Origin of the sequence: Tsukamurella hominis (assembly GCF_965137015.1) — a bacterium.
GTDB classification, from domain to species: Bacteria; Actinomycetota; Actinomycetes; order Mycobacteriales; family Mycobacteriaceae; genus Tsukamurella; species Tsukamurella hominis.
In genome coordinates this window covers 24,872-44,923 of the sequence record NZ_CBCRZG010000015.1, presented here as the reverse complement: position 1 = coordinate 44,923, position 20,052 = coordinate 24,872, and the positions used below count along the sequence as shown (strand labels likewise).

Genomic DNA, 20,052 nt, shown 5'->3' with positions numbered 1-20,052 from the left:
GGCTCACCCGAGCAGGGCATGGAGCGCCGCGGCGCCGGAGACGAGGGCGCGGCCCCGTCGGACCAGGGCAGCGTGCCAGCCGTCCAAGGTCCCGCGCAGCGGCTCCACGCCGCCCGCGTCGCGGACGCGCTCGGTGAGCTCCGCGATCCGGGCGAGGCCGTAGCCGCCGCGCCGCAGCTGCTCGGCCATCCGGGCATCGCGGACGTCGGCGGGGGAGTACACGCGGTAGCCGGTGGCGCGGTCCCGCTCCGGCCGGACGATGCCGGCCCGCTCCCACGAGCGCAGCGTGGCCGGGACGACGCCCAGGCGGTGGGCGACCTCGCCGACGAACAGCGCGGGCCCGTCGTCATCGCCGGGGGCGCCCAGGTCCGCGAGCGCGGCACGCACGCGGCGGAAGGTGTCGCGGTCGCCGGCGAGCTCCTCGTGCGCCTGGTCGAGCAGCGCGAACGCGGCGTCGGGGTCGTCGCGGTGCACTGCGCGCAGGATCGAGCCCGCCCGCGCGTGCCCGCACCCGGGGATCAGTGCGAGGAAGGCGTCGAGCGCGAGGCGGTGCCGCTCGGTGTAGGCGCGGTAGCCCGACGGGGTGCGCCCGGCGGGCGGCAGGACGCCCTGCTCCTCGTAGTTCCGCACCGCCTGGGTGGACAGTCCGTGCGGCCGTGCGAGGTCGACGGGGCGCAAGCTACTTTGAGGGTTATCGGGCATGTGACCGGAAATTCTGCGCTCAAGTTTCAACGGGCGCTTCAACGATATCGTGAAAGGAATGAATCCTGACCCGGTAGACCTGGTTTCCTTCCTCGATGATGCGCCCACCCCGACCCGCCTGCTGGCGCTCGGCGAGCCCATGCACGGCTCGGAGGAGATCCTCCGCGCCCGCAATGCCGCGATCGAGGACCTGGTGCTGCGCGGCGGCTACCGCTCCATCGCCGTCGAGTCCGACCTGCACCGAGCGCCTCTGGTGAACGACTACCTCGCGGGCGCGGAGATCGACCTGGATCGGGTCCTCGATGAGGGCTTCAGTCATCCGTACGTCCACGCACTGGAGGCGACGGGCGAGCTGCTGCGCACCCTCCGCGCGCTCAACCGGACGCAGGAGACGCCGGTGCGGTTCTACGGCTTCGACGGGCCGATGGAGATGGCGGCGGCCCCGAGCCCGCGCGCGTACCTCCTGCGGCTGAGGGCGGCGCTGGCCGAGGTCGCCCCGGGCGTCGTCGCCGAGTCGGAGCTCGAGGCGCTGCTCGGTGACGAGGCGCGGTGGACCGACGAGCGCGCGATGTACGAGGCGGACCGGGGCGTCGGGCGCACCGTCGACGCCGATCGCCTGCGCCTGCTGGCCGACGACCTGTGCGCGGTCCTCGACGCGCACGCTCCGGAACTGGCCGAGCGGGAGGACGAATGGTGGTGGCTGCGCGCCGACGCCGCGACCGCCGTCGGCCTGCTGCGCTACCACGCGATCATGGCGACCGACACCCCCGACCGGCTCGGCCGGCTCAGCGCCCAGCGGGACGTGATGATGGGACGGAACCTGCTGGCGATCGTCGACCGCGAGGCGCGGCGCGGCGGGACCCTCGCCTCCGCGCACAACCTGCACCTGCAGCGCGGCGCGAGCGAGATGCGGATGGGACCGCACACCGTGCGCTGGTTCAGCGGCGGTGCGCAGGCCGCGGCGCGCCTCGGCGACGGCTATCGGCACGTGGCGATGGCGATCGGCGCCGCGCCCGCGCACGGTCTCGCCGCGCCGGCGCCGGGCACCGTCGAGGGCGAGCTGGCGCGCGATGCGGCCGCGGCGCCCCGCCTGTACTCCGGGCCGGAGCTCGCCGAGCGGCTGCGCGGCGCGCCCGTGCGGGCCGATCGGGACGCGCTCGGGGCGTACTTCCCGTTGGACGCCGACCGCCTGGCGGAGGCCGACGGTGTCCTCTTCCTCCCGGAGGTTCGGGCATGATGGCCTCATGGTGATCGTGTTGTACGCCCTGGGCCTGCTGGCCGTCGCGGCCGTGCTGTACGGCGTGGCCGCGCTCGTCTTCGGGCGGGGCGACGACACCCCGCCCCTGGAGACGGGCGCCACGCCGACGGTGCTCCCCGCCGAGGACGTCGCGGGTGCCGACGTCCGTGCGCTCCGATTCCAGCAGGTGGTACGGGGGTACAAGCCGGCCGAGGTGGACTGGGCCCTCGAACGACTGGCGCGGGAGATCGACGTCCTACGCGCCCGGCTGGCCGCCGAGCAGGAGCCCGCAGCGACCGCGACCGAGGCCCCCGCCGAGACCGATTAGGTGCGCATTGCCAGCGGTCCGCACCGATCGGTGCAGCGCACAAGCTAGAATGTGGAGCGGACCCGCGGCGGGCTGCGCTCGGGCGGGTGAAGGATCTGAAGGGAGCAACGGATGGCGGCTATGAAGCCACGTACGGGGGACGGCCCCTTGGAAGCGACCAAGGAGGGGCGCGGAATCGTGATGCGCGTACCCCTGGAGGGTGGTGGGCGCCTCGTGGTGGAGCTCACGCCGGATGAGGCCGCTGCGCTCGGCGAGGAGCTGCGCGGCGTCACGTCGTAGCCCGTCGTCCTGCTTTCCTCGGAGATCCCGCGCGGTGTGACCGTGCGGGATCTTCTCGTTCACAGGGGGTCCCATGGTGCACGTCCCTCCCGGCCTGGCCGCGGTGCTGCCCGCGCTGGCCTGCCCGCACTGCGGCGGCGGATTCGACGCCGACGGCGGCACGCTGCTGTGCGTCGGGGGGCACTCCTTCGACGTGGCCCGGCAGGGCTACGTCTCCCTTCTCGCCGGCGACGCGAGCGGCCTCATCGCCGACGACGCCGCGATGATCGCCGCCCGGGAGCGGTTCTTCGCGACCGGCCACTACGAGACCTTCCACGCCGCGGTGGCCGCTGCCGCCGCCGGCGCGCCCGCCGGTCCGGTCCTCGACTGCGGGGCGGGCGAGGGCGAGTACCTCGCGCGTGCCTGCGCGGCCCGCGCCGCGATCGGGCTCGGCGGCACCGGTATCGGGCTCGACCTCTCGAAACCCGCCGCGCGGCGCACCGCCCGCCGCGGACCGTCGATCGGCGCTGTCGTCGCGAACGGTTGGGCGCGGCTGCCCGTCGCCGACGGTGCCGTCGCCGCGGTGCTCTCGGTGTTCGCGCCCCGCAACGCGGCCGAGTTCGCGCGGGTCCTCGCGCCCGGCGGCCGGCTCGTGGTGCTCACGCCCGGGCCGCGGCACCTGCGCGAGATCGTCGAGCCGCTCGGCATGATTTCGGTCGAGGAGGGTAAGGTCGCGCGGCTCGACAGTGCGCTGCACGACTTCTCGCTCGTCTCCCGCGAGAAGCACGAGTGGGTCATGGATCTCACCGCCGAGGCCGCGACCGACCTCGTCGCGATGGGGCCGAGCGCGCACCACGGCGCGCCCGATGCCCGCGCCGCCGCGATCGCAGACCTCACCGCCGGCGGCACCGCGGCCGTGACGGCGTCCGGCACCGTCAGCGTCTACGAACTGCGGTAGTCGTGCTTCGCGTGTGCGGGTAGGCGCGTACGTGCTGCGTGCGCGGGAGCCCGCCGCGCACGCTACGCCGCTGTGCGGACGTGCCGCGTTCGCACAGTCGCGCCCGGTGCGCGGATACCCGCGCGCGGAGCTACGCGCGGGCGGCGATGGCGTGCCGGTAGACGTCCAGGGTCTGTGCGGCGATGGACTCCCAGCTGAAGTCGGCGACGGCGCGCGCGCGGCCGGCGGCGCCGTACGCGGAGGCCCGCGCCGGGTCCGCGCAGAGCGCGTTCACGGCATCGGCGAGGCCGGCCTCGAAGACGTCGGTGTGCGCCTCGTCGTAGTGCACGAGCGTGCCCGTCTCGCCGTCGATGACCACCTCGGGGATGCCGCCGACGTCGGAGGCGACCACGGCGGTGCCGCACGCCATGGCCTCGAGGTTGACGATGCCCAGCGGCTCGTACACCGACGGGCAGACGAACACCGTCGCGGCGCTGAGGATCTCGCGCACCTTCGGGGTGGGCAGCATGTCCTGCACCCAGTGCACGCCGTCCCGGGACTCGGCCAGCGCGGCCACCGCGTCGGCCGTCTCCGCGGCGATCTCGGGCGTGTCCGGAGCCCCGGCGCACAGCACCAGCTGGATGTCCGGATCGAACCGGTGTGCCGCGGCCACCAGGTGTTTCACGCCCTTCTGCCGCGTGATGCGGCCGACGAAGGCGGCGATGGGGCGGTCCGGGTCGACGCCGCGCTCGACCAGGGGGGAGTCCTCGCCGAACGTGGGCGCGGGGTGCCACACCTCCGAGTCGATGCCGTTGAGCACCACGTGGACCCGGGCGGGGTCGAGGTTCGGGTAGGCGTCGAGCACGTCGTCCGCCATGCCGCGGCTCACGGCGATCACCGCGTCCGCGTACTCGACGGCGTTGCGCTCGGCCCAGCTGGAGAGGCGGTAGCCGCCGCCCAGCTGCTCGGCCTTCCACGGGCGGTGTGGCTCGAGCGAGTGCGCGGTGAGGATGTGTGGCACGCCGTAGAGCTGCGCGGCGACATGCCCGGCGAAGCCGGTGTACCAGGTGTGGCTGTGCACCACCTCGGCCTCCGCGGCGAGGTTGGCCATCCGCAAATCGGTGGAGAACATCTCGAGCGCGGTGTTCGCGCCGGCGAGCTCGGGGTCCGGGCCGGAGACGGTGACCCCGTCCATGTCCGGTCGCGGGGCGCCCATGCAGTGCACGTCGACCTCGCAGAGGCTGCGGAGCCGCGCGACGAGCTCGGTCACGTGCACGCCCGCGCCACCGTAGACCTCGGGCGGGTACTCCCTCGTCATCATCGCTACACGCATGGCACCACGCTAGAGCGTGCCGGGGACGCACGCAGGCGGTTCGACGGAGCCCGAGCGGTGCGGTTCACCTGTGGTTGTCCGCCCGGACGCCTGTGCTTCGCCGTGGAACAGGATCCGCTGTCGCAGAACGCTGCACGGGTGCCCGGATTGGGGTTAGCGTGGACCCCGTGAGCAACCAGCCTCGAGTCCTGGGAATCGTCCTCGCCGGTGGCGAGGGCAAGCGCCTGTATCCGCTGACCGCGGACCGCGCGAAGCCCGCCGTGCCCTTCGGCGGTTCGTACCGCCTCATCGACTTCGTGTTGTCGAATCTGGTGAACGCCGGGTACCAGAGGTTGTGCGTGCTCACCCAGTACAAGTCGCACTCGCTGGACCGGCACATCAGCCAGACCTGGCGCATGTTCGGCTTCCGCGGCGAGTACATCACCCCGGTGCCCGCGCAGCAGCGCGTGGGCAAGCGCTGGTTCACGGGCAGCGCCGATGCGATCTTCCAGTCGATGAATCTCATCACCGACGACGATCCCGATTACATCGTGGTCTTCGGCGCGGACCACGTGTACCGGATGGACCCGTCGCAGATGGTGCAGGCGCACATCGAGTCCGGCGCGGGCGTCACCGTCGCGGGCATCCGCGTGCCGCGCACCGAGGCGAAGGCCTTCGGCTGCATCGAATCCGACGACTCCGGCCGCATCACCCAGTTCCTGGAGAAGCCCGCCGACCCGCCCGGCACGCCGGACGACCCGGAGGTCACCTTCGCGTCGATGGGCAATTACGTCTTCAGCCGGCAGGCCCTCGTCGAGGCGATCATCGCCGACGCCGAGAACCCCGACTCCGACCACGACATGGGCGGCGACATCATCCCCGCCTTCGTGGCCCGTGGGGAGGCCGCCGTCTACGACTTCAGCGACAACAAGGTGCCGGGTGCCACCGAGCGCGACGCCGGCTACTGGCGCGACGTCGGCACCATCGACGCCTTCTACGACGCGCACATGGACCTGGTCTCCGTGTACCCGATCTTCAACCTGTACAACCGCCAGTGGCCCATCCGCTGCGAGAACGACAACCTGCCCCCGGCGAAGTTCGCCCGCGGCGGCCTCGCGCAGGAGTCCATGGTGGGCGCCGGCAGCATCATCTCGGGCGCCACGGTGCGCAACTCCGTGATCGGCGCCAACGTCACCATCGGCGACGGTGCGACCGTCGAGGGATCCGTGCTCATGCCCGGCGTGAAGATCGAGGCGGGCGCCGTGGTTCGGAAGGCGATCCTCGACAAGAACGTCGTCGTGGGCCGGGGCGAAATCCTCGGGGTGAACCTCGAGCGCGAGCGCGAGCGGTTCAACGTCTCCGCCGGTGGTGTGGTCACCGTCGGCAAGGGCATCCGGATCGGCTGACTTCCGCTCGATCGCCCCGCCCGGCCCCGCGCCGCTGTGCCCTCAGGCCGCGTCGGCGCGGGCGAGCAGGCCGTGCGAGGAGCCGCGGAGGATGATCTCGACGACGGTGTCGGCATCGTCGGACATCGGGACGTGCCCGCTGCCCGGGAGCCAGACGTGCTCGGCCGTCGGCAGCTGACGGCGGGCCCGCCGGCCCTGGTAGGGCAGGAGGACGCGGTCCTGCGTGCCCCAGGCGATGGTGACGGGGACGTCGGCGGCGATGTCGGCCTCGAACGGGAACGCGCCCCCGATGATGTCGCGGAGCGTGTGGCGGGCGTCGACCATGTTCCGGAGGTCGCCGAGCACGCGGTCGGCGCTCAGGCGCTCGCCGTGCGTCATCAGCGAGGCGAGCATCAGGCGGCGGCCGATGGCGCTGCGGGTGAGCAGCGGCGCGAGGGGCGCCGCCACGCGACCCGCGGTGATCAGCGCGGCGAAGTGCGCGCGGATCAGCTGGAAGTCCTTCTCGTCGCGCCAGAAGCCCGCGGGGGAGAGCCCGGTCGCGCTACTGACGATGCCGCTGGCCGCCGCCTCGAGCGCGATGCGCCCGCCCAGCGAGTTGCCGGCGATGTGCGGGCGGACGAGGCCGAGCTCGTCGAACAGGTCCTCCAGGTGCTGCTGCAGCGCCTCCTGGACGGTGCGGCCGGCGAGGTCGAGCGCGGGGGATTCGCCGTGGCCGGGGAGGTCGAAGAGGACGACCTCGCGGTGCTCCGCGAGCCGCTCGGCGACGGGGTACCAGGCCTGGCGGCGGTGCGCGATCCCGTGGACCAGGACCAGCGGCTCACCCGAGCCGAATCGTTCGTACGCCAACATCTCGTGCCACCTCGTCGTGGTCGGGCGGGCCGGGCCCGCGGGGTCCGACGGTGCGCCGGACGGATTGTTCGGAGCGTACGGATTGATAGATCTAGGCGCAATACCTCTCAGAAAAGTCGCTGGTGATCGGTTCCGTCTGCGCGGGCGCTCCCGGCGGCCGCCCTGCGGCCTGCGATCAGTCGCGGGCTAGGGCGGCGCGCACCTGATGGGCGACGGTGGTGTGCTCCGCCGACTCGGGGAGGGCGTCGACGGGCCACCAGCGCAGGTCGTTCGACTCGTCGCTGATGGCCAGCTCCGGGGTGCCGGCGCCCACGGCGAGGGCGCGGAAGCGCAGGTCCAGGTGGCGCGTCGGGACGCCGAGCGAGCACCGGATCGGGTGGGTGTGCAGCGTGAGGAGATCCGCATCGAGGACGAGGTCGGCCAGACCCGACTCCTCGTGCCCCTCGCGGAGCGCGGCGGCGGCCACCGTCGAATCGGTGTCCTCGCAGTGCCCGCCCAGCTGCAGCCACTCGCCCACACGGGGGTGGTGCGTGAGCACCACATGGGTGCGGTCCTCGTTGAGGATGACCACCGACGCCGTGATGTGGCCGGGCACGTTCGCGCGGGCGCAGGCGTTCGGCTGGGCGTCGAGGAAGGCGAGCACCGTGTGGCGCAGGGCGTCGTCGCCATCGGTGCGGGCGTCGAACCGGGCGAGGACGTCGATCGCGGAGGCGTGCAGGGAGGCGAAAGTCACTCGGCTACCGCCCTTCCGGCGAAGCGGCGTCCGGATCGCCGGCGCGGGCGGGTATCTCGATGAGCATGTCGCCCGGCGGGAGCGGCGGCCGGGGAGTGGACAGCGCGGACGGATCGGCCGGGTAGCCGACGGCGATCGCGCCCGCGGGACGGTAGTCGTCGGGAAGGCCGAGTGCCTCGCGCACGGTGTCGGCGGCGAAGATCGTCGATCCCACCCAGCAGCTCCCGATCCCGCGGACGGCCAGCGCCACCAGGAGCGACTGCACGGCGGCGCCGACGGCGACGGTGAACATCGTCTCCTCGGCGGCGGTGCGCCGGGCGTCGGGGTAGGCGTGGGCGCCGTCGGGGACCATGAACGGCAGGATCAGCTCCGGGGCGTCGTAGAGCAGCTGCCCGCGGCGCACCCGCTTGGCCACGGACTCGGGCGTGCGTCCGTCGCCGTCGAGGTCCGTCGCCCACTGGCCCTTCATGGCGTCCAGCAGCGCCGTACGCCGCTCCGCGTCCCGCACCCACACGAACCGCACGGGATGCGTGTGGTGCGGCGCAGGGGCCGTCAGAGCCTCTGCCACGGCGTCGCGCACGTCCTCGGCCGGCACCGGCTCGTCGGCGAAGGCGCGCACGGAGCGGCGCACCAGCAGCGCCTGCCGGCGCGCGAGCTCGACGCCCGTGTGGAACAGGTCGTCCTCGCCCGGGCGCACGAGGCCGCGGGCGGTCGCGAGCGGCGAATCCGCCTCGGGCACACGGACGGCGAAGCCGCGCACCACCGCGACGGGCACGCCGCCCAGCTTGCCCTTGACCAGGTCCGCGGCGGCGGCGAGCTCGTCAGCGACGGCGATCTCGGTGACCACCAGGTCGTTGCCGTAGGCGTCGACCGCGCCCGCGTAGCCGTGCAGCACCTCCATGCCCGCGGCGCCGATCGCGGCGTCCGTCTGGCCGTTGCGCCAGGCGCGGCCCATGGTGTCGGTGACCAGCACCGCGACGTCGACGTCGAGGCGCTCGCGCAGGCCGGCGCGCACGGCGGCCGCGCTGCCGTCGGGGTCCTCGGGCAGCAGGGCGACGGTGTCCGAGGCGACGTTCGAGGCGTCCACCCCCGACGCCGCCTGGACGATGCCGAGCCTGTTCTCGGTGATCCACGTGCGCCCCTTGGTCGCCAGGACGCGCACCGACTCCTCCGCGATGAGGCGGCGCCGGAAGGCGTCCCGCTCCTCGGGGTCCGACGGCGCGTCGAGCACCCGGCCCTCGGCCTTGGAGAAGACCTTCGAGGTGATCACGACGACGTCGCCGTCCGCGAGCCACGGCGCGGCGTCGGCGAGCAGCGCGGCCACGTCGTCGCCCGGCGTCACCTCGGGCACGCCGAGGACGGGGAGGATCTCGAGAGACGCGGCGCCGTGGTCGCGCTCGGGTCGGGAGCTCACAGGCCCACCAGCTCGAGGCCGGCGTCGATCATGGCCGCGGTGGCCTGCGGCGAACTCATGAGCAGGGGCACCGCCGCGACGGGCAGGCCGTCGATCGCGACGCCCGCGTCCTCCTCCGAGACCAGCCAGCCGTCGAGGATGCCGTTGCCGCTGCGGGCGCCGAAGTGCTCGCCGATGGCCTGGGCGCTGGTCTCGATCCCGAGCACGTCCAGGCAGCGGTCGGCCATCCCGCGCAGCGGCGCGCCGCCGATCACGGGGGAGACGCCGACGACCCGGGCGTTCGTGGTGCGCAGCGCGGCGCGGATCCCGCCGACCGACAGGATCGCGCCGATGGAGACGACCGGGTTCGACGGGGCGAGGAAGACGACGTCGGCCTCCTCGATGGCGGCGATCGCGGCCCGCGAGGCCTGCGCCTTCCCGGAGCCGCCGCCGTCCGCGCCGCCCACCTGGGCGAAGCCGAAGGTCTCGATGTCGGCGCGGTACCGCACCCACCACTCCTGGAAGTGGATGGCCTTCTTCGCGCCGTCGGTGGAATCGGGGTCCGCGACCACCACGTGCGTCTCGTGCCGGCCGTCGGTCGCGGGCAGCAGCCGGACGCCCGGCTGCCAGCGATTGCAGAGCGCCGCCGTGACGTCCGTGAGGGGGTATCCCGAGGAGAGCATCTGGGTGCGGATGAGGTGCGTGGCGAGGTCGCGGTCGCCGAGGCCGAACCAGTCCGGATCGGCCCCGTACTTCGCGAGCTCCTCCTTGGCGTGCCAGGTCTCGTTGCGGTGGCCCCACCCGCGCTCGGTGTCGATACCGCCGCCGAGGGTGTACATGCAGGTGTCGAGGTCGGGGCAGATCCGCACGCCGTGCATCCACGCGTCGTCGCCCACGTTCACCACCGCGGTCACGGAGTCGCCGACGGCGCCGTCGGGGGCCGGTCCGTCCTTCTCGGGGAACGGTGTCACCCCGAAGCGCTCGCGTGCGCCCTCGAGGAACCGCGCACCGCCGACACCGCCCACCAGCACCGTCACCTTCACTCCTCCGAGGGTAGTGGTCGCCCGGCGGAGGCTCTCGGGACGGGTCGAGGTGCTCGAGGAGGTCGCGCGGACGCCCTCTTTCCTGGCATGATCGAAGGCGCGGCGGGCCCGGGTGGTGCGTCGGCGAGCGCGTGTGAAATATGACGCGGATCACATCTCAACCACGTGTCGAGGGCTCGCATTCGGGCATCCAGGTGGTATTAGCTAATTTTCCGGTTCAGCTTGACGTGGCAGCTTTGCACGTGTGTAATCACAACCGTGTCATTCAGTGCGGCGATCTCTTCGCCGGCGCGGGGCATGCAGACAGGAAGACCATCGAACACCACGAAAGCAACGAGGGAGGCGGGCCGATGACGATCGACGCTCATCGTGAACCGTTCGGAAGCTTCTCCGGTGGGTCCAGCCGCGCGCACTTGAGTGTCGTGCCCGCGGGTTTCGAGGAACTCTACGAGGCCGTCGAGGATCAGTGGCAGGACCGCGCACTGTGCTCGCAGACGGATCCCGAGGCGTTCTTCCCCGAGAAGGGCGGCTCCACCCGCGAGGCCAAGCGCATCTGCCTGGGCTGCGAGGTGCGCAACGAGTGCCTCGAGTACGCCCTGCAGAAGGACGAGCGCTTCGGCATCTGGGGCGGCCTGTCCGAGCGTGAGCGCCGCAAGCTCAAGCGCGGCATCATCTGACCGTCGTCGCGCGGCGGCCGCTGCTCGCGCAGCGGCGCCCACGACCGGTCCGTCCGAGTGGTGCATGCCGCCCGGGCTTTCTTTCTTCCCTCACAGTGCCCGGCCGAGGCCGAGCGTTCAGAGCGCGTCCGGGCCGGCGAGCAGGGTCTCCTCGGTCACGCCGAGGTAGTCGCTGATCTGGTGCACCAGGATCGCCAGGATCTCGTCGAGCAGGTCCGCCTCCGTCTTCGCGCGACGCTGCAGCGGGCGGCGGAACAGGATCAGCCGCGCCCGCGTGCGATTGCCCCGCCGGTCGATGCCGACGGGGACCATGCGCGCCAACGGAATCGGCCCATCGGCCTCCACTTCGGCCGGCCACGACACCGCGTCCGGATCGTGCGGCAGTATGCCCGGCACGTCGTCGACGGCGATGTCGAGATCGCTCAGCTTGTCGTGCCACAGCGAGTCGATCTCCGCGAAGGCGTCGAGCACCACCTCGTCGAAATCCTGCGCCCGCGTCCGGTGCGCCGGGAGATCGCGCGGCACGAGCGGGCCGCGCAGCCCGTGGCCGCGCCGGTCCCGCGACACGCGGCGCCGCATCCGCGCGCCACCCTCGGGCGTCCGTCTCCTGCTTCTCATCGTGCTCTCAGTCTAGGTGGAACCGCCCGAGACGGCCGCCGCGCGGCGCCGTCCGGTGTGTCGGAAGCGCGCCGCCAGAGCCAGGGGTTAACCTTCTTGCTGTGAACCCCGTCCGTCAGTGCTGCCGCCCCGGCTGCAGGAACCACGCCGTGGCGACGCTGACGTTCGACTACCGCCAGTCGATCGCGGTGTTGGGCCCCCTGGGAACCACCAGCGAACCCCATTCCTGGGACCTCTGCGAGTTCCACGCCACCCGCATGACCGCGCCGCGCGGCTGGGAGATGCTCCGCAACCTGCCGGCGTACAGCGCCGCCTCCGTGGGCAACGCCGCCCTCGACGACGACCTCACCGCGCTCGCCGACACCGTCCACGAGCGCGCCGCCCGCGAGGAGGGCCGCCGCGCGCCGGAGCCGGCCGACGCGCCCCTGCGCTCGCTCCCGCCGATCGGAGCCATGCGCCCCGTCCACGACGGTCTCGGCGGCCCGCAGGTCACGCCCTCCGCGCAGCCCGGGGGATCGGCGCCCAAGCACGCCGCCCGGTCCGGTCGGCGCGGCCATCTGCGGGTGCTGCCCGACCCCGTCGACTGAGAGTCGCCCGAGAAGCCGTCACGTCGCTCGCGCCGGATGCCGGTCCGCGTCCCGTTTGCCGATAGGGTGGGGCGTCCGCACGGAGCCCGCCGGGGTTCCGCACGCCGTTCACAGGAGGTCGTCGAGCGTGGTTCGAGCGCTGGAGTCGGTGCAGGCTGTCATCAAGGCGTACGACGTGCGCGGCCTGGTCGGGGAGCAGATCGACGAGGCCTTCGTCCGCGACGTGGGCGCCGCCTTCGGAGCGTTGATCCGCGGCGAGGGCGCGGCCGACGCCGTCGTGGGCCACGACATGCGCGACTCGTCGCCGTCGCTGTCCGCGGCCTTCGCCGAGGGCGTGACCGCGCAGGGCGTGAACGTCACCCTCATCGGCCTCGCCTCCACCGACGAGCTGTACTTCGCCTCCGGCCTGCTCGACTGCCCGGGCGCGATGTTCACCGCCTCGCACAACCCCGCCGCGTACAACGGCATCAAGCTGTGCCGCGCCGGCGCCAAGCCCGTCGGGCAGGAGACCGGGCTGAGGCAGATTACCCAGCAGGTGGCCGACGGCGTCCCGTCGTACGACGGTGCCCCCGGCCGCGTGTCCGAGCGGGACGTGCTCGACGAGTACGGCGACTACCTCCGGAAGCTCGTCGACCTGTCCGGCTCGCGCCCGCTGCGCGTCGCCGTCGACGCGGGCAACGGCATGGGCGGCTTCACCGTGCCCTCGGTGCTCGGCCCCGTCGACGCGCTCGACGTGCGGCCGCTGTTCTTCGAGCTGGACGGCACCTTCCCGAACCACGAGGCCAACCCGCTCGATCCGAAGAACCTCGTCGACCTGCAGAAGTTCGTCGTCGAGCAGGGGGCCGACGTCGGCCTCGCCTTCGACGGCGACGCCGACCGGTGCTTCGTCGTCGACGAGAAGGGCGAGCCCGTCTCGCCGTCGGCCGTGACGGCCCTCGTCGCCGAGCGTGAGCTCGCGAAGAACCCGGGCGCCACCGTGATCCACAACCTGATCACCTCCAAGGCCGTGCCCGAGATCATCGTCGAGAACGGCGGCACCCCCGTGCGCACCCGGGTGGGCCACTCCTTCATCAAGGCGCAGATGGCCGAGACGGGTGCCGTCTTCGGCGGCGAGCACTCGGCGCACTACTACTTCCGCGAGTTCTGGGGCGCCGACTCGGGCATGCTGGCCGCGATGCACGTGCTGGCTGCGCTCGGCGAGCAGAGCAAGCCCCTGTCGGAGCTGATGGGCGTCTACGACCGGTACGCCGCGTCGGGCGAGATCAACTCGACGGTGGCCGACCAGGGCGAGCGCACGCGGGCCGTGCTCGATGCTTTTGCAGACGAAATCCAGAGCACCGATGAACTGGACGGCGTGACGGTACAGTTGGATTCGGGCGCCTGGTTCAACCTGCGCGCTTCCAACACCGAGCCGCTGCTCCGGCTGAACGTCGAGGCGGCGACCACGGACGAGGTGCGCGCGTTGACCGAGCGGATCCTGGCGATCGTACGTGCCTGATCGCGCGATGTGCCCCGGCGGTCGGAACGGCGCCGCCGGGACGCGGCGCCGATGGGACGGGAGGAAGCCGTGACCGAGATTGCCGATCTCGATGATCCGGCGGGTCTGATCGCGGCCGATGTGGGCGGTCATCTGCGTGCCGCCGCGCTCGCGGGCGCGCAGGCGCGCGCCGTGGCCACCGCGGTCGACGAGGGGGCGCTCGCCCAGCTCGACGGCCTCGCGCCGCGCGCCGTCGTCGTGGTCTGCGGTGCGGGCCCCGCGGCCGCCGCCGCCGGCTTCGTCGAGGCCCTCACCGCCGGCCGGTTCGACGTCCCGCTCGTCCGGTCCACCGAGCTGCCGCCCTGGGTGGGCGCGCTCGACGTGGTCGTCGTCTGCGGCTTCGACGCGGGCGATCTCGTGCTCGCCCGGGCCATCGCCACCGCCTCGCGCCGCGGCGCCGTCGTCGTGGTCGCGGTTCCCATGGAGGGGCCCGTCGCCGAGGCGGCCGCGGGCCGCTCCGTCGACCTCTCGCCGCGCCTGCGCGTGCCCGAGCGGTTCGGCTTCGTCGGGGTCGCCGCCGCGCTGCTCGCCGTCCTCGGGCGCCTCGCGGGCACCGATCGGGGCGACGCCCCCGGGGAGGGCTTCCTGCACACGCTCGCCGAGACCCTCGACGACGAGGCCGTGCGCGGCGCGCCGGACCGCGACGTCGAGTCCAATCCCGCGAAGCGCCTCGCCTCCCGCATGACGGGTCGGCGGGTCGCCCTCACCGCGGACACCGCGCCCGGCCTGGCCGTCGCCGAACACGCGGCGTCGCAGGCGCTCACGCTCGGCGGGCAGGTCGTGGCCGCGGTGGGGCTCGCGGATGTGGAGCTCGCCACGCCCGAGCTGGCGGCCGCGCCGCCCGGCGGGGCGCTGGAAACCGGCGCCGCGGTGGATCCGCTGTTCCACGACCCGTTCCTCGACGGCCCCGCGGCGCAGACGCCGCTGCGGGTCCTGATCCTGACCACGGAGCAGCGCGCGCCGCTGGTGGAGGCGCGGCTGCGCGCCCTGCCCGACGTGGAATCGCTGCCGGTCGACGAGGGCGCCGAGCGGGCGCCGGAGGCGACGGGGCCGCGCGCGGACGCGCTGGATCTGCTGGCGCTGGCGGTACGGTTCGATCTCGCGTCGGTCTACCGGCGCCTGACGGGGGAGGCGTGATGCAGCGGATCGAGGGAGTCATCCGGCCGTACGCCTGGGGCTCGCGGACGGTCCTGGCGACGATGCAGGGGCGGCACGTGCCGTCCAACCATCCCGAGGCCGAGCTGTGGTTCGGCGCGCACCCCGCCGACCCGGCCAAGCTGTACGACGCCGCCGACACCGCGACGGACGGGGACCTGCTGTCCGCGATCGGCGCCGACCTCGACGGCCAACTCGGGCCCGCCTGCCGGGAGGAGTTCGGCGACCGCCTGCCCTACCTGGTCAAGGTGCTCGCCGCCGACGAGCCGCTCTCGCTGCAGGCCCACCCCTCGCGGGAGCAGGCCGAGGAGGGCTTCGCCCGGGAGAACGCCGCCGGGATACCGCTGGACGCCCCCGAACGGAACTACCGCGACGCCGCGCACAAGCCGGAGGTCGTCATCGCCCTGAGCCGGTTCGAGGCCCTCGCCGGCTTCCGCGACCCGGCGGTCACCGTCGACCTGCTGCGCGTGCTGGCGGTGCCGGAGCTCGACAGCTACCTGGGCCTGCTCGCCGGGCAGCCGGACTCGCAGGGCCTGCGGGCGCTGGTCACCACCTGGATCACGCTGCCGCAGCCGGCGCTCGCGGTGCTGGTACCCGCGGTCCTCGCGGGTTGCGTGCGCTACCTGGAGAGCGGCGCCGAGCAGTTCAAGGGCGAGGCGCAGCTGGCGCTGACCCTGGGGGAGCGCTACCCGGACGACGCCGGGGTGCTCGCGGCGCTGCTGCTCAACCGGATCGTGCTCGACCCGGGGCAGGCGCTGTACCTCTCGGCGGGCAACCTGCACGCCTACGTCAGCGGCGCCGCCGTCGAGGTCATGGCGAACTCCGACAACGTGCTGCGCGGCGGGCTCACGCCCAAGCACGTCGACGTGCCGGAGCTGCTGCGGGTGCTCGACTTCACGCCCCGCGCACCGTCGGACCTGGCGCCCCGCACGGCGACGGTCGGCCCGGAGGTCGTCTTCTCGACGCCCGCCCCGGAATTCCGGGTGTCGCGGGTGCGGCTCGACGGGACCGCGCTCAAGCGCGCCGCGTCGGTGGAGCTGGACGCACGCGGCCCGCAACTGCTGGTCGTCACCGAGGGAACGGTGACGGTGCGCAGTGCGGGCCGGTCGATCGACGTCCCGGCGGGCAGCGGCCTGTGGATGGCCGCGTCGGACCCGGGCGTCGTGGTGGCGGCCCACTCACCGGCGGCGGAGTTCTTCCGGACGCTGGTGGGCGGGCACTAGGCCACCGCAGCGGGTCAGCAGCCGCCGAGGTTCTCGTAGAACGTCTCGGGGATGTCGAAGGTCTGCATGTCACCCACGGCGACGGCCTCGGGCTGTGCCTTGCTGAGCACGGCGAGCGGCTTGCCGTCGCGCGTGAGCAGCACATCGTCTCCACCCTCGACGATGTTGAGGAGCTGGGCGACGGTCTGGTCGGTGGTGTGCGCGAAAGTCTTGGTCATAGGCCCGACGGTAAGTGTTACTTGCTGGTACGCCAACACTTTTCACCTACCAACGAGTAACACTCGCGAGTAACTTCCGCGTTCCCATGCGACTGCCAGCCGCGCGACAGAGTGCGTCCAGACGGCGCCGCCAGAGTGGTCCTTGCAACGGATGAACGGCCGACGAGGCCACGACGCAAGGAGATGAACACATGGCAGCACCGGGACAGGGCAACGGTCAGGGACAGCGACCGGGACAGCCGAAGCCGCAGCAGCCCCAGCGCCGCCGCGTGCGTCGCTGGAACCCGCAGGCCCGCCGCTGGGACTGGGTCTGGCAGTGACCCGAGGAGTCCGATGACGTCCACGGACATGCTACGGCTGCTGTGGGCCCACACGCCGGGCCACCGACGATCCCTCGTCGGTGGCCTGGCGCTGTTGGTCGCGGCGGCCCTCGTCGAGGTGGCGTCGGTGCTGGTCATGGCCGACGTGCTGACCGCGGTCCTCGACTCCGCGTCCCTCGCCGGCGCCGCGCGCGGGGTCGGCGCGTGGGTGGGCGCGACCCTGCTCGGCGCCGTGCTGACCTACGCCGGGACCCTCGCGACCTGCCGCGCCGCCGAGGGCACCGTCCTCGCCCTGCGCGACGAGGTGCTGGCCCGGGTCCTGCGGCTGCCGATGGACGAGGTGCACCGCCTCTCCGCCGGCGACGTCGTCGTCCGGCTGACCGAGGACGTCGTGGTGCTCGAGACCGCACTGTCGGTCTCGGTCGTGCAGGCCGTGGTCGCGATCCTCACCACCGGCGGGCTGGTCGCCGTGGCGTGGTGGCTGAGCTGGCAGCTCACCCTGATCGCGCTGGTCGCGGTGCCGGTGTTGACCGGGCTCGCCCGCGCCTTCCGCGGAGCCCAGGAGCGGGCGACCGCGCGGGAGAGGGAAGCACACTCCGCCCTCGGGACGGAGATCGCCGAAGTGACCGGCACCGTCGAGCTCGCGCGGCTGCACGCCATGGAGGACGCGGAGGCGGCCGAGGTCCACCGCCGGGGGACGGCGCTGTTCGGCGCGCGGATGCGCGAGGCGCGGGTGCACGCCGCGTTCGGCGGGGTGTTGGGGTCGGCGCAGGCACTCACGCTGATCGCCGTCTCCGTCGCGGGCGTCGTGCTCGTGCGCACCGGGACACTCACCTACGGCGCCCTGATCGCGCTCACCGGCTACCTCGGCTACCTCTATCCCCGGGTGCAGGACGTCGCCGAGAGCCGACTCGCCCTCGTCGGCGCGCGCATCAGCGCCGAGCGCCTCGTCGAGCTCGCGGGGCCCCTCGGCCCGCCGGTGCGGAGTCTCGGGGTCGACGGTGCCCGGCCCGTGGCCTCTGTCGCCCGTCCCCGGCCCGACGGGACGCGGTTGGTGCGCACCGCCGTGCCGGTCCGGGTGGCCGGGCTCCGCGCGCGACGCGGCGACTTCGTGCTCGACTGCCCCGAGTTCACGGCCGAACCGGGCGGGGTCACCGCTGTGGTCGGTCCCTCCGGCTCCGGCAAATCCACCCTCGCGCACGTCCTCGCCGGCCTGACGCCGGCCGAGGGCACCGTCGAACTGGGCGGCCGCGCGGGCCTGGCCGGCGCGGAGCTGCGCGAGCTCGTGACCCTCGTGCCGCAGCGCGCCGTGATCCGTACCGGGACCCTCGCGTCGAACATCGCCTACGGCAGCGGGGCCGACCCGTGCGTCGCGGGCGAGCTGGCGGGCGCCGACGAGTTCGTGCGCCGACTGCCCGACGGCTACGCGACGCCGACCTCCCTGGGCGGGGAGGAACTCTCGGGCGGGCAGCGGCAGCGGATCGCCCTCGCCCGCGGCCTGGGACGACTCACCCCCGTGCTGATCCTCGATGAGCCGAGCACCGGACTGGACCGCGCGAACACCGAGCGACTGGCGGGCGTGCTGCGGTCGATCGCGCTGCGCCGCACCGTCATCGTGATCACGCACGATCCGCTGCTCCGCGCCGCCGCCGACCGCTGCTACCGCGTGGCGGACGGACGGGTGCTGGCGGAGGCGGGTGCAGACGCCTGAAATGCCCCGCCGCGGTGCCGCAGTGGTGTTTGATGAATCGTCACACACCCGAGACGACACAGGAGCACGCATGGCCAACCCACTGCTGCGCACCAAATCGGTGGAACAGTCGATCGCCGACACCGAGGTGGTCGGTACCCGACTCAAGAAGCAGCTGACCGCATGGGACCTCACGATCTTCGGTGTCGCCGTGGTCGTCGGTGCCGGCATCTTCACCATCGGCGCCTCGACGGCCGGTGACTACTCGGGCCCGGCGGTGTCGATCTCGTTCGTGATCGCCGCGATCGCATGCGGCCTCGCGGCCCTCTGCTACGCGGAGTTCGCATCGACGGTGCCCGTGGCCGGCTCGGCGTACACCTTCTCCTACGCCACCTTCGGCGAGTTCGTCGCCTGGATCATCGGCTGGGACCTGGTGCTGGAGTTCTCCATCGCCGCCGCAGCGGTCGCGAGCGGCTGGTCGAGCTACCTCGGTACCGTCTTCGGCACCGGGCCTGCGGCGGTCGAGATCGGGGGCCACACGATCGACTGGGGCGCCATGCTCATCGTCGGCGTCCTGACGGTCCTGCTCACCTTCGGTGCGAAGGTCTCCTCGCGCGTGTCCGCCGTGATCACCGCGATCAAGGTCGCCGTGGTGCTGCTGGTCATCGTGGTCGGGGCCTTCTACATCAAGGGCTCCAACTACTCGCCGTTCGTCCCCGAGTCGGTACCCGGCGAGAAGTCCGGTGTCACCCTGGACTCCACGCTGTTCCAGGCGATCTTCGGCAGCGGCTCGTCGTACGGCTGGTTCGGCGTGCTCGCCGGCGCGGGCATCGTGTTCTTCGCGTTCATCGGCTTCGACATCGTGGCGACCTCCGCCGAGGAGACCGTGAAGCCGCAGCGCGACGTGCCGCGCGGCATCCTGGGCTCGCTCGCGATCGTCACCGTCCTCTACATCGCGGTCACCGTGGTCGTCACGGGCATGGCGAGCTACAAGGACCTCGCGACGAGCGCGGGCGAAGGCGGCGAGAAGAACCTGGCCTACGCGTTCTCGCTGAACGGCGTGGACTGGGCGGCGACGATCATCTCGATCGGCGCGCTGGCCGGCCTCACCACTGTGGTCATGGTGCTGCTCATGGGCCAGAACCGCGTGCTCTTCGCCATGGCGCGCGACGGCCTGCTGCCGCGCCAGCTGGCGAAGACCTCGGACCGCGGCGTACCCGTGCGGATCTCGGTCGGCGTCGGTGTCGTCGTCGCGTTCCTGGCCGGGATCTTCCCGCTCAAGGAACTGACCATGCTGATCAACATCGGCACGCTCTTCGCCTTCGTCCTGGTCTCCGTCGGCGTGATCGTGCTGCGCAAGCAGCGCCCGGACCTCAAGCGCGGCTTCACCGCCCCGCTGGTTCCGCTGGTGCCGATCCTCTCGGTCCTCGCCTGCGGCTGGCTGATGTTCAACCTGACGCTCGAGACCTGGGTCCGGTTCCTCATCTGGATGGCGCTCGGCGTGATCGTCTACTTCGTGTACTCGAAGAACCACTCGATCCTCGGCAAGCGCGAGCGCGGCGAGGTCATCGAGTCGCTGGCCGACTGATCGCAGCGTCCCACACACGGAACCGCGGCCGGAGCACCTGCTCCGGCCGCGGTTCCGCGTTTCGCGGGGGCGTCGGAGTGCCGGACACCTGCTCTCCGAGATCGACCAGCTGCACGGCAGGATCGAGGCGCGAAGGTGGGCCCAGCAGCAGTCCTCGTGAGCCGGCGCGTCCGGGGTCAGGGTTCTCAGGGCTTCGCGGGCGAATCCGGCAGCGGACCGTCGGAGAACCCGACGTTCGGAT

22 protein-coding genes are annotated in these 20,052 nt (G+C 72.8%); 13 read left to right on the top strand and 9 right to left on the bottom strand.

Annotation, left to right across the window (positions count from 1 at the left end; translation table 11 throughout):
• Positions 1 to 3 precede the first annotated feature (3 nt).
• Positions 4 to 702 carry a TioE family transcriptional regulator gene (locus ACM9LD_RS17710; RefSeq protein ID WP_415677884.1) on the bottom strand — a complete coding sequence of 233 codons (699 nt, stop codon included), beginning with the start codon at positions 700 to 702 and terminating at the stop codon, positions 4 to 6.
• 58 nt (positions 703 to 760) lie between these two features.
• Here ACM9LD_RS17710 and ACM9LD_RS17705 point away from each other — a divergent pair, with 58 nt between their 5' ends.
• From ACM9LD_RS17705 to ACM9LD_RS17690, 4 genes are all read left to right on the top strand, one after another.
• Positions 761 to 1,939, top strand: a complete 1,179-nt coding sequence (locus ACM9LD_RS17705; RefSeq protein WP_415677883.1) for an erythromycin esterase family protein — start codon at positions 761 to 763, stop codon at positions 1,937 to 1,939.
• Between the two features lie 7 nt (positions 1,940 to 1,946).
• Complete coding sequence (locus ACM9LD_RS17700) at positions 1,947 to 2,267, top strand: DivIVA domain-containing protein (protein ID WP_415677882.1); 321 nt, start codon at positions 1,947 to 1,949, stop codon at positions 2,265 to 2,267.
• A gap of 111 nt (positions 2,268 to 2,378) precedes the next feature.
• Positions 2,379 to 2,546 (top strand): DUF3117 domain-containing protein, encoded by a 168-nt coding sequence (locus tag ACM9LD_RS17695; protein ID WP_068532479.1) that lies wholly within the window; start codon positions 2,379 to 2,381, stop codon positions 2,544 to 2,546.
• A 73-nt stretch (positions 2,547 to 2,619) separates the two neighbouring features.
• Positions 2,620 to 3,483, top strand: coding sequence for a putative RNA methyltransferase (locus ACM9LD_RS17690; RefSeq protein ID WP_415677881.1), 864 nt, complete (start codon positions 2,620 to 2,622; stop codon positions 3,481 to 3,483).
• A 130-nt stretch (positions 3,484 to 3,613) separates the two neighbouring features.
• Here ACM9LD_RS17690 and glgA read toward each other — a convergent pair whose 3' ends face one another.
• On the bottom strand, positions 3,614 to 4,795 hold the full coding sequence (gene glgA / locus ACM9LD_RS17685) for a glycogen synthase (protein WP_415677880.1): 1,182 nt from the start codon (positions 4,793 to 4,795) through the stop codon (positions 3,614 to 3,616).
• 167 nt (positions 4,796 to 4,962) lie between these two features.
• Here glgA and glgC point away from each other — a divergent pair, with 167 nt between their 5' ends.
• Entirely contained in the window at positions 4,963 to 6,180 is a 1,218-nt protein-coding gene (gene glgC, locus ACM9LD_RS17680; RefSeq protein ID WP_415677879.1) for a glucose-1-phosphate adenylyltransferase, read from the top strand.
• 42 nt (positions 6,181 to 6,222) lie between these two features.
• On the opposite strand, the gene ACM9LD_RS17675 is transcribed toward glgC, so the two are convergent.
• The 5 genes from ACM9LD_RS17675 to ACM9LD_RS17655 all read right to left on the bottom strand — a co-directional run bounded on the left by ACM9LD_RS17675 (position 6,223) and on the right by ACM9LD_RS17655 (position 10,566).
• Positions 6,223 to 7,029, bottom strand: a complete 807-nt coding sequence (locus ACM9LD_RS17675; RefSeq protein ID WP_415677878.1) for an alpha/beta fold hydrolase — start codon at positions 7,027 to 7,029, stop codon at positions 6,223 to 6,225.
• 175 nt (positions 7,030 to 7,204) lie between these two features.
• Complete coding sequence (locus ACM9LD_RS17670) at positions 7,205 to 7,762, bottom strand: NUDIX hydrolase (protein WP_415677877.1); 558 nt, start codon at positions 7,760 to 7,762, stop codon at positions 7,205 to 7,207.
• A gap of 4 nt (positions 7,763 to 7,766) precedes the next feature.
• Positions 7,767 to 9,176, bottom strand: a complete 1,410-nt coding sequence (locus ACM9LD_RS17665; protein WP_415677876.1) for a coenzyme F420-0:L-glutamate ligase — start codon at positions 9,174 to 9,176, stop codon at positions 7,767 to 7,769.
• On the bottom strand, positions 9,173 to 10,198 hold the full coding sequence (cofD, locus tag ACM9LD_RS17660) for a 2-phospho-L-lactate transferase (RefSeq protein ID WP_415677875.1): 1,026 nt from the start codon (positions 10,196 to 10,198) through the stop codon (positions 9,173 to 9,175). The genes ACM9LD_RS17665 and cofD overlap by 4 nt, the downstream gene beginning before the upstream one ends.
• Positions 10,199 to 10,398: 200 nt before the next feature.
• Positions 10,399 to 10,566 (bottom strand): hypothetical protein, encoded by a 168-nt coding sequence (locus tag ACM9LD_RS17655; RefSeq protein ID WP_415677957.1) that lies wholly within the window; start codon positions 10,564 to 10,566, stop codon positions 10,399 to 10,401.
• Between ACM9LD_RS17655 and ACM9LD_RS17650 the strand changes: the two genes are divergently transcribed.
• Positions 10,549 to 10,875, top strand: a complete 327-nt coding sequence (locus ACM9LD_RS17650) for a WhiB family transcriptional regulator (protein ID WP_068524587.1) — start codon at positions 10,549 to 10,551, stop codon at positions 10,873 to 10,875. The genes ACM9LD_RS17655 and ACM9LD_RS17650 overlap by 18 nt on opposite strands.
• A gap of 117 nt (positions 10,876 to 10,992) precedes the next feature.
• Here ACM9LD_RS17650 and ACM9LD_RS17645 read toward each other — a convergent pair whose 3' ends face one another.
• Entirely contained in the window at positions 10,993 to 11,493 is a 501-nt protein-coding gene (locus ACM9LD_RS17645) for a metallopeptidase family protein (RefSeq protein WP_415677874.1), read from the bottom strand.
• 101 nt (positions 11,494 to 11,594) lie between these two features.
• Here ACM9LD_RS17645 and ACM9LD_RS17640 point away from each other — a divergent pair, with 101 nt between their 5' ends.
• The 4 genes from ACM9LD_RS17640 to manA all read left to right on the top strand — a co-directional run bounded on the left by ACM9LD_RS17640 (position 11,595) and on the right by manA (position 15,995).
• Positions 11,595 to 12,080, top strand: a complete 486-nt coding sequence (locus ACM9LD_RS17640; protein WP_415677873.1) for a DUF3499 domain-containing protein — start codon at positions 11,595 to 11,597, stop codon at positions 12,078 to 12,080.
• Between the two features lie 127 nt (positions 12,081 to 12,207).
• Positions 12,208 to 13,578 (top strand): phosphomannomutase/phosphoglucomutase, encoded by a 1,371-nt coding sequence (locus ACM9LD_RS17635; protein ID WP_415677872.1) that lies wholly within the window; start codon positions 12,208 to 12,210, stop codon positions 13,576 to 13,578.
• 69 nt (positions 13,579 to 13,647) lie between these two features.
• Positions 13,648 to 14,754, top strand: a complete 1,107-nt coding sequence (locus ACM9LD_RS17630) for a tobH protein (RefSeq protein ID WP_415677871.1) — start codon at positions 13,648 to 13,650, stop codon at positions 14,752 to 14,754.
• Entirely contained in the window at positions 14,754 to 15,995 is a 1,242-nt protein-coding gene (gene manA, locus ACM9LD_RS17625) for a mannose-6-phosphate isomerase, class I (RefSeq protein WP_415677953.1), read from the top strand. The genes ACM9LD_RS17630 and manA overlap by 1 nt, the downstream gene beginning before the upstream one ends.
• Before the next feature lie 14 nt (positions 15,996 to 16,009).
• Here the strand turns inward: manA and ACM9LD_RS17620 are convergent, their stop codons facing one another.
• Positions 16,010 to 16,213 (bottom strand): hypothetical protein, encoded by a 204-nt coding sequence (locus ACM9LD_RS17620; RefSeq protein ID WP_415677870.1) that lies wholly within the window; start codon positions 16,211 to 16,213, stop codon positions 16,010 to 16,012.
• Positions 16,214 to 16,404: 191 nt separating this feature from the next.
• Here ACM9LD_RS17620 and ACM9LD_RS17615 point away from each other — a divergent pair, with 191 nt between their 5' ends.
• From ACM9LD_RS17615 to ACM9LD_RS17605, 3 genes are all read left to right on the top strand, one after another.
• Positions 16,405 to 16,533, top strand: a complete 129-nt coding sequence (locus tag ACM9LD_RS17615) for a hypothetical protein (RefSeq protein WP_255603085.1) — start codon at positions 16,405 to 16,407, stop codon at positions 16,531 to 16,533.
• A gap of 13 nt (positions 16,534 to 16,546) precedes the next feature.
• On the top strand, positions 16,547 to 18,244 hold the full coding sequence (locus ACM9LD_RS17610) for an ABC transporter ATP-binding protein (RefSeq protein ID WP_415677869.1): 1,698 nt from the start codon (positions 16,547 to 16,549) through the stop codon (positions 18,242 to 18,244).
• Positions 18,245 to 18,314: 70 nt separating this feature from the next.
• On the top strand, positions 18,315 to 19,811 hold the full coding sequence (locus ACM9LD_RS17605; RefSeq protein ID WP_415677868.1) for an amino acid permease: 1,497 nt from the start codon (positions 18,315 to 18,317) through the stop codon (positions 19,809 to 19,811).
• The last annotated feature ends 241 nt before the right edge of the window (positions 19,812 to 20,052 follow it).

What these genes read in the sequence shown, in the direction of transcription:
- glgA (WP_415677880.1), bottom strand. Translation starts at nt 4,795, where the DNA reads ATGCGTGTAGCGATGATGACGAGGGAGTACCCGCCCGAGGTCTACGGT.
- ACM9LD_RS17705 (WP_415677883.1), top strand. Translation starts at nt 761, where the DNA reads ATGAATCCTGACCCGGTAGACCTGGTTTCCTTCCTCGATGATGCGCCC.
- ACM9LD_RS17700 (WP_415677882.1), top strand. Translation starts at nt 1,947, where the DNA reads ATGGTGATCGTGTTGTACGCCCTGGGCCTGCTGGCCGTCGCGGCCGTG.
- ACM9LD_RS17710 (WP_415677884.1), bottom strand. Translation starts at nt 702, where the DNA reads ATGCCCGATAACCCTCAAAGTAGCTTGCGCCCCGTCGACCTCGCACGG.
- ACM9LD_RS17675 (WP_415677878.1), bottom strand. Translation starts at nt 7,029, where the DNA reads ATGTTGGCGTACGAACGATTCGGCTCGGGTGAGCCGCTGGTCCTGGTC.
- ACM9LD_RS17605 (WP_415677868.1), top strand. Translation starts at nt 18,315, where the DNA reads ATGGCCAACCCACTGCTGCGCACCAAATCGGTGGAACAGTCGATCGCC.
- ACM9LD_RS17615 (WP_255603085.1), top strand. Translation starts at nt 16,405, where the DNA reads ATGGCAGCACCGGGACAGGGCAACGGTCAGGGACAGCGACCGGGACAG.
- ACM9LD_RS17620 (WP_415677870.1), bottom strand. Translation starts at nt 16,213, where the DNA reads ATGACCAAGACTTTCGCGCACACCACCGACCAGACCGTCGCCCAGCTC.
- ACM9LD_RS17650 (WP_068524587.1), top strand. Translation starts at nt 10,549, where the DNA reads ATGACGATCGACGCTCATCGTGAACCGTTCGGAAGCTTCTCCGGTGGG.
- ACM9LD_RS17610 (WP_415677869.1), top strand. Translation starts at nt 16,547, where the DNA reads ATGACGTCCACGGACATGCTACGGCTGCTGTGGGCCCACACGCCGGGC.
- ACM9LD_RS17690 (WP_415677881.1), top strand. Translation starts at nt 2,620, where the DNA reads ATGGTGCACGTCCCTCCCGGCCTGGCCGCGGTGCTGCCCGCGCTGGCC.
- ACM9LD_RS17695 (WP_068532479.1), top strand. Translation starts at nt 2,379, where the DNA reads ATGGCGGCTATGAAGCCACGTACGGGGGACGGCCCCTTGGAAGCGACC.
- manA (WP_415677953.1), top strand. Translation starts at nt 14,754, where the DNA reads ATGCAGCGGATCGAGGGAGTCATCCGGCCGTACGCCTGGGGCTCGCGG.
- ACM9LD_RS17655 (WP_415677957.1), bottom strand. Translation starts at nt 10,566, where the DNA reads ATGAGCGTCGATCGTCATCGGCCCGCCTCCCTCGTTGCTTTCGTGGTG.
- ACM9LD_RS17645 (WP_415677874.1), bottom strand. Translation starts at nt 11,493, where the DNA reads ATGAGAAGCAGGAGACGGACGCCCGAGGGTGGCGCGCGGATGCGGCGC.